Origin of the sequence: Gardnerella sp. KA00718 (assembly GCF_049244285.1) — a bacterium.
GTDB classification, from domain to species: Bacteria; Actinomycetota; Actinomycetes; order Actinomycetales; family Bifidobacteriaceae; genus Bifidobacterium; species Bifidobacterium vaginale.
Genome location: NZ_CP058370.1, coordinates 1,548,800 through 1,565,314 on the forward strand (window position 1 = coordinate 1,548,800; position 16,515 = coordinate 1,565,314).

Annotated in this window: 14 protein-coding genes; 4 read left to right on the forward strand and 10 right to left on the reverse strand. The window is 41.0% G+C overall.

What is annotated here, in order from left to right; genetic code table 11:
* Positions 1-39: 39 nt before the first annotated feature.
* The 4 genes from HXT55_RS06290 to HXT55_RS06305 form a co-directional block, all read right to left on the reverse strand.
* The gene (locus tag HXT55_RS06290; protein WP_004115879.1) at positions 40-270 is read right to left on the reverse strand and encodes a CDP-diacylglycerol--glycerol-3-phosphate 3-phosphatidyltransferase; all 231 of its coding nucleotides are present in this window, start codon (positions 268-270) and stop codon (positions 40-42) included.
* A 138-nt stretch (positions 271-408) separates the two neighbouring features.
* On the reverse strand, positions 409-1,629 hold the full coding sequence (gene mmsB / locus HXT55_RS06295; RefSeq protein WP_004112039.1) for a multiple monosaccharide ABC transporter permease: 1,221 nt from the start codon (positions 1,627-1,629) through the stop codon (positions 409-411).
* A gap of 7 nt (positions 1,630-1,636) precedes the next feature.
* Positions 1,637-3,181, reverse strand: a complete 1,545-nt coding sequence (locus tag HXT55_RS06300) for a sugar ABC transporter ATP-binding protein (protein ID WP_004112038.1) — start codon at positions 3,179-3,181, stop codon at positions 1,637-1,639.
* A gap of 99 nt (positions 3,182-3,280) precedes the next feature.
* The gene (locus HXT55_RS06305; RefSeq protein ID WP_004115883.1) at positions 3,281-4,435 is read right to left on the reverse strand and encodes a sugar-binding protein; all 1,155 of its coding nucleotides are present in this window, start codon (positions 4,433-4,435) and stop codon (positions 3,281-3,283) included.
* A gap of 270 nt (positions 4,436-4,705) precedes the next feature.
* On the opposite strand from HXT55_RS06305, the gene HXT55_RS06310 reads away from it, so the two are divergent.
* On the forward strand, positions 4,706-5,884 hold the full coding sequence (locus HXT55_RS06310) for an ROK family transcriptional regulator (protein ID WP_004112034.1): 1,179 nt from the start codon (positions 4,706-4,708) through the stop codon (positions 5,882-5,884).
* Positions 5,885-5,939: 55 nt separating this feature from the next.
* Entirely contained in the window at positions 5,940-6,779 is an 840-nt protein-coding gene (locus HXT55_RS06315; RefSeq protein WP_004112032.1) for an ATP-binding cassette domain-containing protein, read from the forward strand.
* Between the two features lie 343 nt (positions 6,780-7,122).
* Here HXT55_RS06315 and HXT55_RS06320 read toward each other — a convergent pair whose 3' ends face one another.
* Positions 7,123-8,340 carry a hypothetical protein gene (locus HXT55_RS06320; protein ID WP_101892066.1) on the reverse strand — a complete coding sequence of 406 codons (1,218 nt, stop codon included), beginning with the start codon at positions 8,338-8,340 and terminating at the stop codon, positions 7,123-7,125.
* Positions 8,341-9,051: 711 nt separating this feature from the next.
* Positions 9,052-10,056, reverse strand: coding sequence for a biotin--[acetyl-CoA-carboxylase] ligase (locus HXT55_RS06325; RefSeq protein ID WP_064623231.1), 1,005 nt, complete (start codon positions 10,054-10,056; stop codon positions 9,052-9,054).
* 110 nt (positions 10,057-10,166) lie between these two features.
* On the opposite strand from HXT55_RS06325, the gene HXT55_RS06330 reads away from it, so the two are divergent.
* Both HXT55_RS06330 and HXT55_RS06335 read left to right on the forward strand, forming a co-directional pair.
* On the forward strand, positions 10,167-12,305 hold the full coding sequence (locus tag HXT55_RS06330) for a DUF6020 family protein (protein ID WP_064623378.1): 2,139 nt from the start codon (positions 10,167-10,169) through the stop codon (positions 12,303-12,305).
* On the forward strand, positions 12,302-13,591 hold the full coding sequence (locus tag HXT55_RS06335; RefSeq protein WP_064623376.1) for a helix-turn-helix domain-containing protein: 1,290 nt from the start codon (positions 12,302-12,304) through the stop codon (positions 13,589-13,591). The genes HXT55_RS06330 and HXT55_RS06335 overlap by 4 nt, the downstream gene beginning before the upstream one ends.
* Positions 13,592-13,678: 87 nt before the next feature.
* On the opposite strand, the gene rplA is transcribed toward HXT55_RS06335, so the two are convergent.
* The 4 genes from rplA to rplJ all read right to left on the reverse strand — a co-directional run bounded on the left by rplA (position 13,679) and on the right by rplJ (position 16,105).
* Entirely contained in the window at positions 13,679-14,374 is a 696-nt protein-coding gene (gene rplA / locus HXT55_RS06340; RefSeq protein WP_004112012.1) for a 50S ribosomal protein L1, read from the reverse strand.
* A 15-nt stretch (positions 14,375-14,389) separates the two neighbouring features.
* The gene (gene rplK, locus HXT55_RS06345) at positions 14,390-14,821 is read right to left on the reverse strand and encodes a 50S ribosomal protein L11 (protein ID WP_004112010.1); all 432 of its coding nucleotides are present in this window, start codon (positions 14,819-14,821) and stop codon (positions 14,390-14,392) included.
* Positions 14,822-15,104: 283 nt separating this feature from the next.
* Positions 15,105-15,488, reverse strand: a complete 384-nt coding sequence (gene rplL, locus HXT55_RS06350) for a 50S ribosomal protein L7/L12 (protein ID WP_004112006.1) — start codon at positions 15,486-15,488, stop codon at positions 15,105-15,107.
* A gap of 95 nt (positions 15,489-15,583) precedes the next feature.
* Positions 15,584-16,105, reverse strand: a complete 522-nt coding sequence (rplJ, locus tag HXT55_RS06355; protein ID WP_004112001.1) for a 50S ribosomal protein L10 — start codon at positions 16,103-16,105, stop codon at positions 15,584-15,586.
* Positions 16,106-16,515 lie beyond the last annotated feature (410 nt).

Consider the following 16,515-nt stretch of genomic DNA (forward strand, 5'->3'; position numbering starts at 1 on the left):
ATTCAAATATGTAGAAAATCTTGAATACCCAATCATTTATTACTTTTTAGAATCCTCGCTCTTATCTTTACGCTCTTGACTGAATCCTTTAAAAGCGTTGTAACCGCAATAGCCGATTACAATTAATAAGCACAATGAAAAAATAAGAGTGTACCAAGCGAATAAATCACCAGATTTATAAGAACCATATAAAGACTGGAATAACCAAATCGACATAAAAAAGGTAGTTAGAGCGTACATTCTAGTCTTTTGAATATATTTTTTTGGCATATATTCCTCCTTATTGTTCTTTTATATTGATTAACACCTGTTAATAACTGACAATGACTGAACAAAATTGGGCGTACACTTTTTCATTCACAACGCTTGTGTAATATCTGAAGCGCACGCCCAATATATACGGCATTTTTAGCGCTTACGACGCTTGCTCATTATGTCAACAGCCACTGCAGCGAGTAACACAAGACCCTTAATTGTCTTCACAATTGCAGTGTCAACGCCCATGATAGACAAGCCTTGATTGATTACTCCCATAACAAAAGCACCAACAACGGCTCCAGGTATAGTTCCAACACCACCAGTTACAGCAGTGCCACCGATGAAGCAGGATGCAATTGCATCCATTTCAAATTCCATACCAGCTTGTGCAGTAGCAGATGCCAGACGAGAAAGCATAGCCACAGCAGCAATAGCAGACAAGAATCCCATATGAACAAACAAGCAGAAATCTACACGCTTAACATCAATACCAGAAAGTATTGCAGCTTTACGGTTACCTCCAACAGCATATATGTGACGTCCAAAAACTGTCTTTGTAAGAATAAAGTTGTATGCAACTACCAAAATCGCAACAATCACCAACATAATTGGAGTTCCACCCATCTCGGAATTGCCAGAGGATGCTAACAAATATGTTACAAATATGATTGCAAGAGCAGCAAATACGATCTTGCATACAGTAATCGATAGTGGTTCTGGGACTAATCCAACTTTTTCTACATGCTTACGCTTATTAATTTGGCTCCAAGCAAACAAAGCGATGCACATAAGACCAAGAACAATCGTAAGACCATCAAACGGACCCCACCAACCGAGAATATTAGGAAGATAGTTACGAGCAATTCCACGGAACGCGTCTGAAGTGATAGGCACAGATTCGCCAACTATAACCGTAGATAAACCGCGGAAGATCAGCATACCTGCAAGAGTGGTGATGAATCCAGGAATCTCCATTCGAGCCACCCAGAAACCGTGCCAGCAACCAATAAGTAAACCAACAACAATTGATATAGCAATCGCTAATACCCAATTAACACCATAACGTTCCATCAACAGTGCACAAACACCACCAATAAATGCAACTAAAGATCCTACAGAAAGATCAATGTGTGTAGCAATAATCACCATCACCATGCCTATTGCCAAAATAATCACATATGCATTCTGCTGAATTAAAGAAACAAAACTGTTAGGAGTTAAAAGAACACCTTTTGTAAGTATTTGAAACACAACGACAATAACGATTAAAGCTCCAACGATTCCATATTGTCTTGCATTATCGGTAATTGTCGAAAGAATACTTGATTTTTGTTCACCCTTCGTATCTTGGGCTAATCTGTTTTTGCTCATGATAACGCTAATTCCTTTCCTTAGTCATGCATTTCATCAGATATTCTTGGGTAAACCCATTCTTATTAACATCATCAGTAATAATGCCTTGACTTACGGTATAAATACGATCGCATATACCAATTAATTCTGGTAGTTCAGAAGAAATAACTACAACAGCTTTACCTTGATCGGCAAGCTTATCGATGATTTCATAAATTTCATACTTTGCACCAACATCTATACCACGAGTTGGCTCATCGAGAATGAGTATGTCTGGATCAGAAAGAACCCATTTTGCCAATACAACCTTTTGCTGATTTCCGCCAGAAAGCGTAGAAACTTGCACATCAATGTTTTGACATTTTATATTAAAGTTCTCTCGATATGCATCAACTTCTTTTCGCTCAATGTTTCCATCAACAACACCTAATTTGCTCATTTTTGACAATGAAGCAATAGATGAATTTTCGCGAATATTCTGCAAAAGATTTAAACCATAACCTTTACGATCTTCTGTAGCATAAGCCAAACCAGCATTAATTGCTTCTTGCACATTGCGCAATTCGACTTTTTTACCTTTAATATAAAGATCACCAGTTATATTGGAGCCATATGAGCGTCCAAAAACACTCATGGCCAATTCGGTTCTTCCAGCACCCATCAATCCAGCCAATCCAATAATTTCGCCAGAACGAACATACAAATTAGCATTATCGACTATTATTCGGCTATTATCCATTGGATGATGAACTGTCCAATTGGTTATACGAAGATATTCTTCACCAGATTGATTTGTTTCGTGCTTAGGATACAGATTGGTTAATTCTCTACCTACCATTTTACGAATTAATTCATCGTAATCTAATGGCGTTTCTGGTGTAATATACATTTCACCAACTGTCGATCCGTCACGAATGATAGTAACGTTATCTGCTATTACAGCAACTTCATTAAGCTTGTGCGTAATTATAATGCTTGTAACGCCATGTTCATCTCTTAATTGACGAACAAGCTGTAGTAAATGCGCAGAGTCCTCATCATTTAATGCTGCAGTTGGTTCATCAAGAATCAGCAACTTTACATTTTTAGACAAAGCCTTAGCAATCTCTACAAGCTGCTGTTTACCAACACCAATATCCATAATCTTTGTATCTGGATCTTCTGGCAAACCAACACGTTCAAGAAGTTCTGCAGCTTTAGCGCGAGTTTCACTCCAATCAATTACTCCATTTTTGGAGCATTCATTTCCCATGAAAATATTTTCAGAAATTGAAAGAAATGGATTTAAAGTCAGCTCCTGATGAATAATAACAATTCCATCACGTTCTGAATTTTTAATATTACTATATTTACACTCTTTTCCGTTAAATATAATCTTTCCCGTGTAAGATCCGTAAGGATAAACACCTGATAGCACATTCATTAACGTAGATTTACCAGCACCATTTTCGCCGCAAATTGCATGAATTTCACCGCGATCAACCGAAAGATTAACATCAGTAAGAGCTTTTAGTGAACCAAACGTTTTTGTGATGTGCTGCATACTCAATATCGTGTCTTTATGCGACATCATCTACTTCCAATCATTACAACGCACAGTTTCAACTAATGGAGGCACAACTATGGCACTAATCGTGCCCCCATATTAGTTCAAATTGATAGTTAATTTTTAATGTACTAACTTATCAAAGCGTTCTTGTGTTATATAACCATCTTTCACTAAGTCAGTAAGATTATCCTTAGTAATATTTTGTGGATTTAGCAATTTAGAAGGAACGTCTATCTTGTTGTTATTGAACTTTCCGTTAATACCAGACACCTTCTTGCCTTTAGCAATTTCCAATACCATCTGATAAACGGCTTCAGCAAGCTTATTGACATTCTTAAATACTGTCTGACTCTGCTTTCCACGTGCAATTGAAGATACAGCTGACTCCATAGCATCCTGTCCAGTTATAATTGGCCAATTATCTGTACCTGGCTTTAAATCTGGACGCTTAGATTCAATTGCGTTAATAACACCAGTCGAAATACCATCATAAGGGCTTAATATTGCATGTAGTGGCTGACCTTTAGCATATGCAGAATCAATAATTGATTCCATATCCTTTTGAGCCTGTTCAGCTTTCCACCCTTGAACAGAAATCTTCTGCCAATCTTGAACCTTAAAGTCTTTATTCACGCCACCACCATGATTAGATGGGGAAACTAAGGCACCAGATTTAAAGTATGGTTGCAGCAAATCCCATGCACCCTTAAAGAAGTACTTAGCATTGTTATCATCTGGAGAACCAGTGAAAAGCTCAATATTGAATGGTCCCTTTGCACCATTCTTAAGACCCAACTTATCAATAATATAATTTGCTTCAAGAATACCAGTCTGCTCAAGCTGGAATGTTGCATAATAGTCAACAGCCTTTGTATTCATAATCAATCTATCGTAGGCAATTACTTTAGCTCCAGCATCATGAGCCTTCTCTACTGCAGGTCCTACAGCACTACCATCCTTTGCAGCAACAACAACAACCTTAGCGCCGTTGTTAATCATATTTTCAATATCTGCATTTTGCTGAGCTGGTTTATCGTCTGCAAAGTTCAATATAACTTTATATCCAGCATCTTCTAGCTTCTTCTTTAGGTTATTACCGTCTTTATTCCAACGTTCCTCTGACTTTGTTGGCATAGAGACACCGATGGTGGCACCTTTTTCAATTCCTTGACTTACGTTTTTGGATGCACCACCTCTTGAACCTGAACAGGCTGATAAACCAGCAACTACAGCAATACCTACAAATAAAGCGATTGCTTTTTTACCTATGTTCATCGACGCTCCTTTGCATCAAAAGGTTATTTGATATAGACAGCTACAACGCTATCTAGTTTTTTATTATAAACTATTGTGTTAAGTTGTCAAACACATAAATCAAATTTTTCTATTTTTTTGTTTAATATATAATTTAACACAATTCTTAACGTACATGAATCAACTACTTGTACCAATTATTTAATATAAATTCAGTTAATTTAACCAATAAAGAACAAAAGTATCAAATCAACGAATGACAATTCTTTAAAATACAGATATGCTTATATTATGTCGCATTTATTCGGATCCCAAACTTCATTGCGAGAAGCTAATCGATCTGCATTACTTTCTTACATACGCAGATTTGGTGCAATTACGCAAATAGAGCTTGCTGAAGCGACAGGATTATCAACTGCAACCGTATCAACTCTTGTAAGACAACTTGTAAAAGAAGGGCGGTTGTACACAGAAAACACAATACATAACGGAAGAAGAGCAACACTCGTAGCTTTAGCTCGTAGAAAAGGAATAAGCGCAGGACTAAAAATTAGTAGACACTCTCTAGATCTAATTTTTATTGACTACGAACTTAACATAATCGCGGAACGAACATTACTATTACCAAAACAACATATTCCAGATGTAACTCTCGAGCGAGCAACATTACTCATAAATGAAACTTTATCCAACATAAACGCATCTGCAAAAGAACTAATAGCAATAGGCGTATCTATAACAGCACCAATAGATAAACGTACAAAAACAATAGCAATACCTGGCATTATGCCACATTGGAACAATTTCGACATTATTTCGTATTTACAATCAATTTTTAATATTCCAGTTACTTTAGATAACGATGCAAACTGTTGCGCAGTATGGGAATCAAGAGCAGGATCTGTTACAAAAACCACAGATTTCATATACATAAATACCGATGACGGAGCTGGTGCCTCCATAATGGCAGATGGGAAAATATGGCGCGGCGTAACTGGAATGGCAGGCGAAATAGGGCATATTCAAGTTGATCCACTCGGAAGCATTTGCGCATGCGGAAACCGTGGATGCCTTAATACTTTTATAAATGAAGAACGAATCACATCGTTATTAAGAGTTACCCATGGAGATCTAACTGTAGAAGATCTTGTACGTTTAGCAAATGAAGGAGACCCAGGATGCAGACGTATCATAGCTGATACTGCAATACGAATAGGAACAGTAGCAGCAGAACTATGCACATCAGTAGACCCTGAAATTGTAGTTATAGGAGGACTCCTAGTGCAAAGTGGATCAGTTTTCGTCGATGCTTTTAGAGAGTCATTGCACCGCTTACTATTCCCTGATGTTTTAACTCCTATACAAGTTGTGGTTGCATCAAATCTTACTAATTGTTCTGCACTAGGAGCAGCACTAGAAGGAATTGATGCTGCAGAAAAAATACATCACAAAACATCTCAACACCTATAGAAATAGGTTGTAATATCGATTGCAATATGATTAGCAATATCAACAAGGAGACGTAATGTACGGACAAAATCCACTCCTACAGCTAAAAGATATTAGCGTAAACTTTGGCTTTACCGAAGCGCTTAAATCAATAACACTCGATATTTATAGCAAAGAAATAGTGGCAATTGTTGGAGACAATGGCGTCGGAAAATCCACTCTTATTAAAACAATATCTGGTTTGATCCAACCAACAAAAGGAAGAATGATCTTTGAAGATAAAGAAGTGAATTTGCACTCCATACGAGAAGCAAATGATCTTGGAATAGCAACAGTTTTTCAAGGACAAGAATTTTGCGATAATTTGGACGTTACATCAAATCTATTCTTAGGCAAAGAGATGCGAAATAAATCATGTCATACACTCAATAAAGATGCAATGGCGTGTGAAGCCCGAAAGGCATTACAAGAACTAACATGTGCCATAAGAATACATACTCCAATACGATTACTATCAAGTGGACAACGTCAAACTGTCGCATTGGCACGAATGCTACTATCGGATCCAAAACTCATACTATTAGACGAACCTACAGCTTCATTATCTTTAACACAAACAGCTGAAACCTTATCTTATATGAAACGCCTACGATCACAGGGTCGCACAATTATATTGGTATGCCATAATCTTCCAGACGTATTTGCAGTTGCAACTAGGATAGTTGTACTAAGACAAGGAAAAATCGTTGGAAATCATGATGTTAGTGAAACAAATTATGTCCAAATAATCAGAGAAATGACTGGAATAGAGGATGAGGAAGACGATACAATATCTTCATCAATAATAGACAACATAAATGAGAATCAGAAACTAAGTCATAAAAGAAATGCGCTTATTAGTAGAAGTGCAAAATAAGCTATCAAGGTCAAAACATAAGAGCCTATTCCCGCGTTTGTTTACCAAAACACCAAATCTGACTACAAAACACGCACAAACACGAGCGAGAATAAACAAAAACAAAAAAATGCTTCCGGTTTTGAAAGCCCCTAGTAGCAAACAAAACCGAAAGCAACAACACTCAACACCCAAAACCCAACAAGCTAAACGAATCAACACTGGGAAGAAAAGAAAAACAATAGCAAACCAATGTTAAAACAATAAAACCAAAGAGAATCGGGAATAAACCAGTGTGATGCTTCCCTACAAAACACCACACTAGTCGTTGAGCGCAAACCCTAAATAAGGTGGTAAATAATGCTTAGTGACGCATCTTGCGAACAGCAGCACCCATACCAGCAAGCATAGAAGCAGCCAAAGCAGTCAAAGCAACACCAACACCAGCATTACCAAGCTTCTCGCCAGACTTACCATGACCACCCTTAGCAGCAAGCTCACCCTTAGCAGCAGCCTTACCAGCAGCAGCCTTACCAGCCTCCTGCTGAGCAGCCTTACCAAGCTTGCCACTAGCAGCATCATTCATAGCCTTAGCAGCACCTGGAACATCCTCAAAATTAGGAGCCAAAGGATCAGAAGTCACAACAGCAGGAAGAACAGCAGGGTTCACTCCCAAACGAACTGCATCATTATAAGCAGCCTTGTACTTAGTCAAAGCAGCATTATACTTAGCAGTAGAAGCAACAGCCTTAACCTTAGCCTCATCATAATCCTTAGTAGCCTTAGCAGTCTCAGCAACAGCAAAATCAACCTTAGCCTGAGCACGAGCTACAGCATCAGTAAGACGCTGAGCCAAAGCAGAATCATTCTTAGCAGAAACCTTGTAAGCTTCCAAAGCATCCTGAGCAGCCTTCAAAGCCTTCTGAGCAGCTTCCTGAGCAGCTACCTTACCAGCCAAAGTAGCCTTAGCCTTCTCATACTCAGCATAATCCTTAGTATAAGCAGCAAAAGCATCATCAAGATGCAACTTAGCAGTCTTAACAGCCTCAACAGCCTCAGCCTTCTTCTGATCATCAGATGGAGCAGCCTTTGGTTCTGGAGCCTTAGCATAAGCCTGCTCGGCAGCAAGATAAGCAGTAGCCTTAACATTCTTATCCTGCTCAGCAGCAGTCTTAGCAGCCTGAGCATCAGCATTAGCGTTGAAAGCATTTACATACTTTTCAGCTTTATCATTGGCATCTTTTGGAGCATCAGCAGCAGCCTCAACAACTTTATGACCCTGAACCTTAGTGTCATCCTTAATCTTGACTTTATCAGTATCAGCTGGCTGAGCACCAACAGCCTTCAAAGCCTCAGCAGTCTTAGTGGCAGCTTCATCAGCAGCCTTCTCAGCTGCAACAGCAGCCTCATATGCAGTACGAGCGGTATCTAATTCTTTCTTCAAATCAGCCTTAGACTTCTTAACTTCCTGAGACTGAGTATTTGCACCGCCATCAGCAGCGAATGCTGGGGTTGCCATTGCGAAGCCGGCAAGCAAAGTAGCGCCAGCAGCGAAAGCGGCGATAGCCTTCTTATTCATCATTTTAATTTCCTTTCTTCTTCTCCTCCGTGCAGGTACACGAAGAAAAATCTTAAACATCCAACAACATTCAAAACATTGCGGATAACCACCAACCAGAGCACCTAGCTAGCAGCTGTTATTAACATACCCCCCCCCCGTTTAAAAAAGTCAAGAGGCAACCACACAAAACAAACAGAAAAAAATAATGTTACACACAAACTAATCCACAATAAAAACTATTTTCACCATAATATTTGCGGATTAACACTAATAAAACCGTAAAAACACATTATTTCAAGGTTTTTAAAGAATTTTCCCAGACTTTTCTCAGGAAACTTCTCAAGCAAGAACATTAACACTATAAAACCATTGAAAAATCAACATTCCATACAACCCACACGCGCAACACGCCGACACCCCACCACTCTTCACTCTGCAATCTCTTCTCCCGCATTTGTTCCCCTTTTTAGCAAATATAGAAACAAACACGGGCGCGACGACCTGCCTTCACGCTCAAAGCGTAGCGCGCGAAGGCAATTCGGAGCGCTGAGCCGCTCAAACGTAAAGTCCAGTGGACTTTACGTGCGGCGAAGGCGTGAGCGCGCTGTAACGCGCGAGCGATTTTCCCGAGATTGTTTACGTATTTGGCGATTTTGGAAACAAACGCGGACAAAATAAACAAAAACAGGCGAATCTACGACTTCGCGCTCAAAGCGTAGCGCGCGAATACACCTAGATTCGCACAGCACAAACATCGCCAGTGCGAACAGTTATTATCTGCCCAGAATCCTTACGCACTTGAATAGAAGCATCACGCATAAGATTTTGAGCAACTCCTTCTACACTAGTAAAACTTTTTGCACCAACATCATAAGCATCAGCGTGATTAGAATCGTCAACTCCAGCATCAATCCCCAAACCGTCATCATTCGGCGCGCGAACAATCACCTTGCGCCCCAACGTCCAACACGCTTCGCTCGCCTCTTTAAGCAAATCCAAAGAGTATTCATTCGCATTCTTTACAAACTTCCCCAACCTAATCCTAAGATTTTCCACCAATCGCGCGGCTATATTATCCCCAAGCTCAGCAAAATCTGGCAGATTATCGTAATGCATTTTAAGCGAAGTTGCTTCCTCGATTGGAAGTGACTGCTTATCCATAAAAAGATTTAAACCAATCCCGAAAATAACTCCAATATTAGAATCGGCAATATCGCCAGCAACCGTTTTTGGAGTCAAAACAATCTCCGTTAAAACTCCACCTTCTTTACAGTCACCAATAAAAATATCATTAGGCCATTTAAGACTGATCTCGCTATAATCTGGCAATTCCCCATTTTCAATCTGCGTAACGCAAAACTCTTTTAGCGCGCCAATAATCGAATCTCGCGCAGCAAGACCAGCAATTATAGGCAGCCAGCCATTGTAACTTGGATTCTTAACAATGCTACTTGGCAAAATCGTGGCAAAAGAAGCTAGTAAACTTTCAAATGGCTTACTAACCCATTTTCTACACAATCTTCCTTTGCCAGCTGTCTGATGGCAAGCAGCAACAACATAAATCGCAGGCATTTCCTCTTGTCTTTTTACAAAACAGATATTGCTGCAATCATCAGCGCACCCATCAACGCACCCATCAGTGAGAATTTTGCGCGCATAATTCTGTGTTGAATCAATAACTTCAAAATAAACAAAACCGTCTGCAACATTTTTAGTGCGTTCAAAAAAATTACTCATACAGAAATTATAGAAATTTTAATATAATTTAAAAAGATTGTGCAACAGGTATAATTTACACAAGTACTTTACACAAATTACTTATTAGGATTAAAAATCAGTAGGTCACTATGAAATTCATTAAAAATGACTATGCGAGCGCAAAAACAGTCGCAGAACCTACTGATACTTGCAATGCAAAACCAGATACTAAAAACGATATAAAACCAGATACGAAATCTGAAATGAAAATCGATCCAAAAACAAGCACATCAAAAACAAGCTTGACAAAAACATCAATATTTAATCTCGTAAGTCAGCTTGCGACTCAAGCACTAATACTATTTACTTGCATCTGGCTCGCTCTTTGCACAAGCTTAGGCGTGATTTACCGCAATCAGGGATCTTTAACCGATTTTAATTGGGTTAACGCACTTATTTTTGCAGCAGTATTCTGCGTTTATTACGCTATTTTAAGATTCATCATTCATTTTGGGAAAAATAACAAAAACGACAAAATACTAAAAATACTAAAAATCACAACTTATAAAATCACAAAACCACTTTTTCACCCATTTAGAAGCATCGCCGCTAAAAAGCCTAAGATAATTTTTTCAATAAAACGTACTCTAAAATGGTGTTTTTACCATTCAACTTGTAGAAAACGAAACATTTTCCTAACACTGATTATCGGCTGGCTGTGGGCACCAATAACACTTCTAGCAGCTTATGGAGCCGATATTTGCTCACAAATCCGAGAATACAGCTGGACATGGAACCAAATAACTGGCATAAAACAACCATACATTGGATTCTTTAGCTTTGTTCCAGCAGACATCTACCCAACAGCACACTATCTTTGGCCGGCAAAACCTACGTATTTAAGCGACCAACACAACATTGTTTTAACATTAATTTACGGTGCCGTAGCAGCAGTATCGCGGTATTTTACCGAATCAAACGATGCTGGAATCATACTACTTGCAATTATGCAATTCATTCTTGCAGCATGGTGTTGTGCCGCCACAGCGAACCGATTCTTAAACACACCGTGGGCTAAATCTAAAACAAGCGGAACGCAAGCTGCTTTGCCAACACCAATCTTCTTCCGCGCAGCCGTAATAATCATATTTTTATTCAGTCCACTTGTAGTTTTTTCAACAATCGCACTAACAAAATCACCATTATTCGCATTTGCATTCGTATGGTGGTTTGGAATATCTTACGAACTACACTGCACAATACAAAACACAAAAATTTCACGCAAACATACGATTCTTGAACTGATAATAAGCGTATGCATTATGCTAATCGCAGCAAAATATGCGTGGTATATTCTTGTAATTCAATTTGTACTTCTAATGTTTTACAGCATAAAACGTTGGAAAATATGGGTTTTATGCATTCTGCTCCCAACAATTCTTATACACGGAGCCATAATAATAGCCATATCTAGCGGAGCCATAATAAATGGAGATCCTATTGAAAGCCGCGGAGTACAACTTCAGCAAATAGCCAGAATCGCAAAACTAGATCCAAAAAGCATACCTCATAAAGCAGCACGAGAAATTGCGCCAATTTTTAATCTCAACCAAACCGCTGAAGCATACACACCTCAAGACGCAGATCCTGTAAAATCTTCTGGCTTACAGTCTAAAAAAGTGAGCTACCGTTGGCGTTACATTACAAAAGACGACATGAAAAAGTTTAACCACGCATGGTGGCTTATGGTTAAACACAGTCCAATTGTTGCAACGGACGCATTCTTAGCCAAATCCTACGGTTATTTTGACATTCTAGACATCCCTTATGTCGGACCAGAATACTACATAAATACTGACAACATAAAAAACTCAGAGTGGATACGCTACTGGCTACCAGAATGGCGTGCAGGTGTTTCAAATACTGTTGAATCGTGGAGTAATACGCCGATTTTAGGTTGGCTGATTCACGGAAACCTGTATGTTGTTGGCACACTGCTTATCGGAGTTGCAGAAATCGTTCTTAAACGTTGGAAAACACTCGTTTTGCATATTCCTCTTGCGCTGTTAATGGGAGTAATGGTGCTGGCTCCTGCAAACAATTTTGAACGACATATGCTCCCTATTACGTTCGTATTCTTCTTTACGGCTCTAACATTTTTAAGAGAGTCTAAATTGCTTGGCAGAGATAATATTATAGATATAACGTCAAATACAAAAATAGAAAATACTTCACAGTTGCCAAAATTGCCAAAATTAAATATAGAAACGATTGGAGGTGACAAATGAACAACGAACTTTACGATAGCGCGGTTGCTGGCGACTCTACTGCTGACACAACCAGCAAGCTTTATGACGTAGACTATAGTACTACTAGCAACATCACAGAAGATGTTGATTTTCTAACAATTCTTACAGGAATATTGCCAAACGGAAACAATATTTATAATAGGAACTCAAACGAAGCTAAGGAAAAATCGCAAGCAACCAGCGATGAAAAAGCCGAAGAAACTCAAGACCAAAACCAAACAGAAACACATAAAAAACATCATCTTTTATGGCGCAGAAAACAATCAAACGAAACTACAGAAAAAGCTACTAGCACAACACCACAATTTACGCCACTGCCATGCGCGCCAAAAAACGAAGACACAAGTGGAATATTTGACAATCGAGACGGAAAAATCTTCGACTCAGCAACACGCCTGCGACTACAAACAATAATTGGAGCGTGCCTGATGAACGGCATTGCAGACAACCGCGTAAGCGCACTAATGCACCTCTTACAATGGCAAGAAAATACGCGACTCCTAGCAATAGCTGGTACATACGAAACACTCGACATAAACGAAGACAGTCCAACACGAAAAACAACAACTCACGCGCCGCAAAACAACACAGACACTTTACGACGAACCATATGGACGCAACTTGGCGCATGTGGAGCATACGATGCGATAGTAGACCGCGTTCAAAAAGACGCAATTACATCTAGAACAAAAACATGGAAAATAGCCGCAAAACCTCAAGCAAAAGAAAACGATGAATTTCCCGCCCCGTCACACATAATCATCCTAGCTTTAAAAGAAAACCCAAGCCAAGACGCGCTAAACAAACTTTGCGAAGTATTTACAAAATCAGGTAAGCCAATTTGCATAAGCGAAATTGCAGTCGGCGCACAAGAAATATGCGAAGAAATCACAGCAACTCTAGCAGCGCTTGCTGTTGCACCGTCTGTAACACATTTGCCACAAATAATACGCTGCGACGACGTGCTGCCAGAGCGCGCGCTTATAGGCGACGAAACCGCCGTAGAAACCTTATATACTAAGGTGTATCAGAGCTTGGCACCATACAACCCAGACGACCCGACTTTGCAAACTGTAGATGCTTTCTTGCGATTTGGCGGCGCACTAGACCAAACTTCACACAACCTTAATGTGCACCCAAACACAATACGATATCGACTGCGCAAAGTTGCACAAACAACAGGCTGGGACGCCACCGACCCTAGAGAAGCATACGTTTTACAAACTGCTATTACGATTGGGCGCATCCGCGATTCTGCGCGCTAAAGCAAAAAGCGCCGAAAACAACGCATTCTATAAAAGAACACACTATTTTCAGCGCTAATAAAATTACTCAGCTATGCTTGGCTAAAATCACGCAGCAATGCTTGCAATATCCACTGGAACACCAGGAGCCATCGTAGAGGTAATCGTTACCTTAGTAATGTAACGACCCTTGATGGTAGTAGGCTTCAAGCGGCGAATCTCATCGGCAACAGCCTTGAAGTTCTCTTCAAGAGCCTTCTCGTCGAAGGAAAGCTTGCCAAAGAGGAAGGAAAGATTGCCCTGACGATCAACGCGGAACTCAATCTTACCACCCTTAATATCGGCAACAGCCTTTGCAACATCCATTGTAACGGTGCCAGTCTTAGGATTTGGCATCAAGCTACGAGGACCAAGCACACGACCAAGGCGACCAACCTTGCCCATCATGTCTGGGGTTGCAACAACGGCATCGAAGTCAAGGAAGCCACCGGCAACCTTCTCGATAAGCTCGTCATCACCAACGATGTCTGCGCCAGCTTCTTGAGCCTCAGTAGCCTTTGGACCACGAGCAAACACCAAAACCTTAGCGGTTTTACCAGTGCCATTAGGCAAGTTCACAACGCCACGAACCAACTGATCCGCCTTGCGAGGATCCACATTAAGGCGCATAACAGCCTCAGCAGACTCGTCGAAAGCGTGCTTTGGCATGCTCTTAAGCAAAGCAATAGCCTCAGCTGGGGTGTAAAGGTTGTTGCGGTCAATCTTCTCAGCCGCTTCACGATACTTCTTAGAACGCTTCACCATTTTTTCCACTCACTTTCAGTCGGTAACGGTAATACCCATCGAGCGAGCAGTGCCCGCGATAATCTTCATACCAGCTTCAACATCTCGTGCAGAAAGATCTGGCATCTTGATTTCGGCGATTTCGCGCACCTGAGCCTTAGTCACAGAGCCAACCTTGTGGGTCAATGGGTTCTCGGTGCCCTTAGGAATGCCAGCAGCCTTAAGCAACAAAGCAGCAGCTGGTGGAGTCTTAAGAATAAATGTAAAGGAACGATCTTCGTAAACAGTAATCTCTACTGGGACGATCTGACCCATCTTGTCCTTCGTCTGGTCGTTATAGGCCTTGCAGAAGTCCATGATGTTTACGCCGTGGGAGCCTAAAGCAGGACCCAGTGGTGGGGCTGGATTTGCTTTACCAGCCTGAATCTCGAGCTTAATAAGCGCAGAGACTTTCTTTTTTGGAGCCATAGTATGGTTCTTCTTTCTTTTGAAGCGGTTCATTCGGCGCCCTAAAACGTTGATATTAAGCCGTTTTAAGGATCCTCCCGCAACTTATATTGCTGTGCTGTGCTAGCGGATTACTCCTCCAGTCACAAGCTTTCCTATTATGCCACTTTGCCGCGACGATTTTGGAAACAAAAGCAAAAACGGCAAGGAATCCGTAAAACCACGAAAACCTTGCCGCATTCAAAACGCATCCGCGACTAATGCACTAGCAACCAGCCGAATGCGTTAACAAAAGAGCCTAGAACTACTTAAGTTCAACAGTTGCGCCGGCTTCTTCGAGAGCAGCCTTAGCCTTGTCGGCATCTTCCTTCTTAGCCTTCTCGAGGACTGGCTTTGGAGCATTGTCAACAATGTCCTTAGCTTCCTTCAAGCCGAGGCCAGTCAAAGCCTTAACAGCCTTGATGACGGCAACCTTCTGAGCACCTGCAGAAGCGAGGACAACGTCAAACTCGTCCTTCTCTTCCTCAGCAGCGCCAGCGGCAGCGGCTGGAGCAGCAGCAACAGCAGCTACAGGAGCAGCAGCCTCAACATCGAACTTCTCTTCAAAGGCCTTGACGAACTCAGAAAGCTCGACGAGGGTCATTTCACCGAAAGCTTCAAGAAGCTCTTCGCTAGTGAGCTTAGCCATAATGGCTTCCTTTCTTACTTGGCCAGACACACCTTGTGCCTTAGAGCCATAACATTTTTATTATTTTTGGTCTCATGCAGCAAGCTGCAAGGGAATCAAGCGGCCTTTTCCTGCTTCTCGCGCAAAGCGTCGATAGTACGCACTGCCTTGGTTGGCAAAGCGTTGAACAGGTAGGCGGCCTTGGACATGGTGCCCTTGAGCGCGCCAGCCATCTCGGAAAGCAATTCTGGGCGAGACTTGAGGTCTGCCAGCTGCTTGGCGCCTTCGGCATCGTAAACGGTTCCATCTGCGAAACCGCCCTTGATGACGAGGGTCTTATTCTCTTTGGCAAAATCACGCAAGGTCTTAGCAGCCTCAATGAAATCGCCCTTTACAAAGGTGATTGCAGTTGGACCAGCAAGAAGCTCATCAAGACCTTCAATGCCCGCTTCCTTAGCGGCAATGCGAGCAAGCGTATTCTTAGCCACAGAGTAGGAAGTATCGCGGCCTAGCTTTTCGCGCAGAGAAGAAATCTGCGGAACTGTAAGCCCGCGGTACTCGGTAAGGTAGACAGCGTCGGCGTTACGGAACAAATCCGTAAGCTCTGCAACTACCGCTTCCTTTTCGGGCCTCTTCATGGCGTTCCTTCCTAAATTGGCCGTCGGAATGGAAATAACATATCAAAAAAGCCCTGCGCACGGCAGAGCATCCAAAAAACACATAGTGTTAAAAAGTTTGTGAAAAATCGCAAATAAATTGCAACAATCACTGCTCAACCTGTGCTGGCATGACACATCATTTTCAGGAATCTTACGACTCCACCAACGGTCTGTGGTTTACGTTGGGCAAGTTTAATACCCACACGCGACAATGTCAATATTTTTCGCAAACTTTATAATTTATTTTTATTTAAGATTATTTAAGAGCGTACTCAACACGCGCGGTTGCTGGCGACTTATCCCAAACTAACGCGGAAAAGTCGAAAGCAACCGTACGCACCAAATACGCTCTTAAAATAATTAATTAAATTAATATCTAACTAATATCT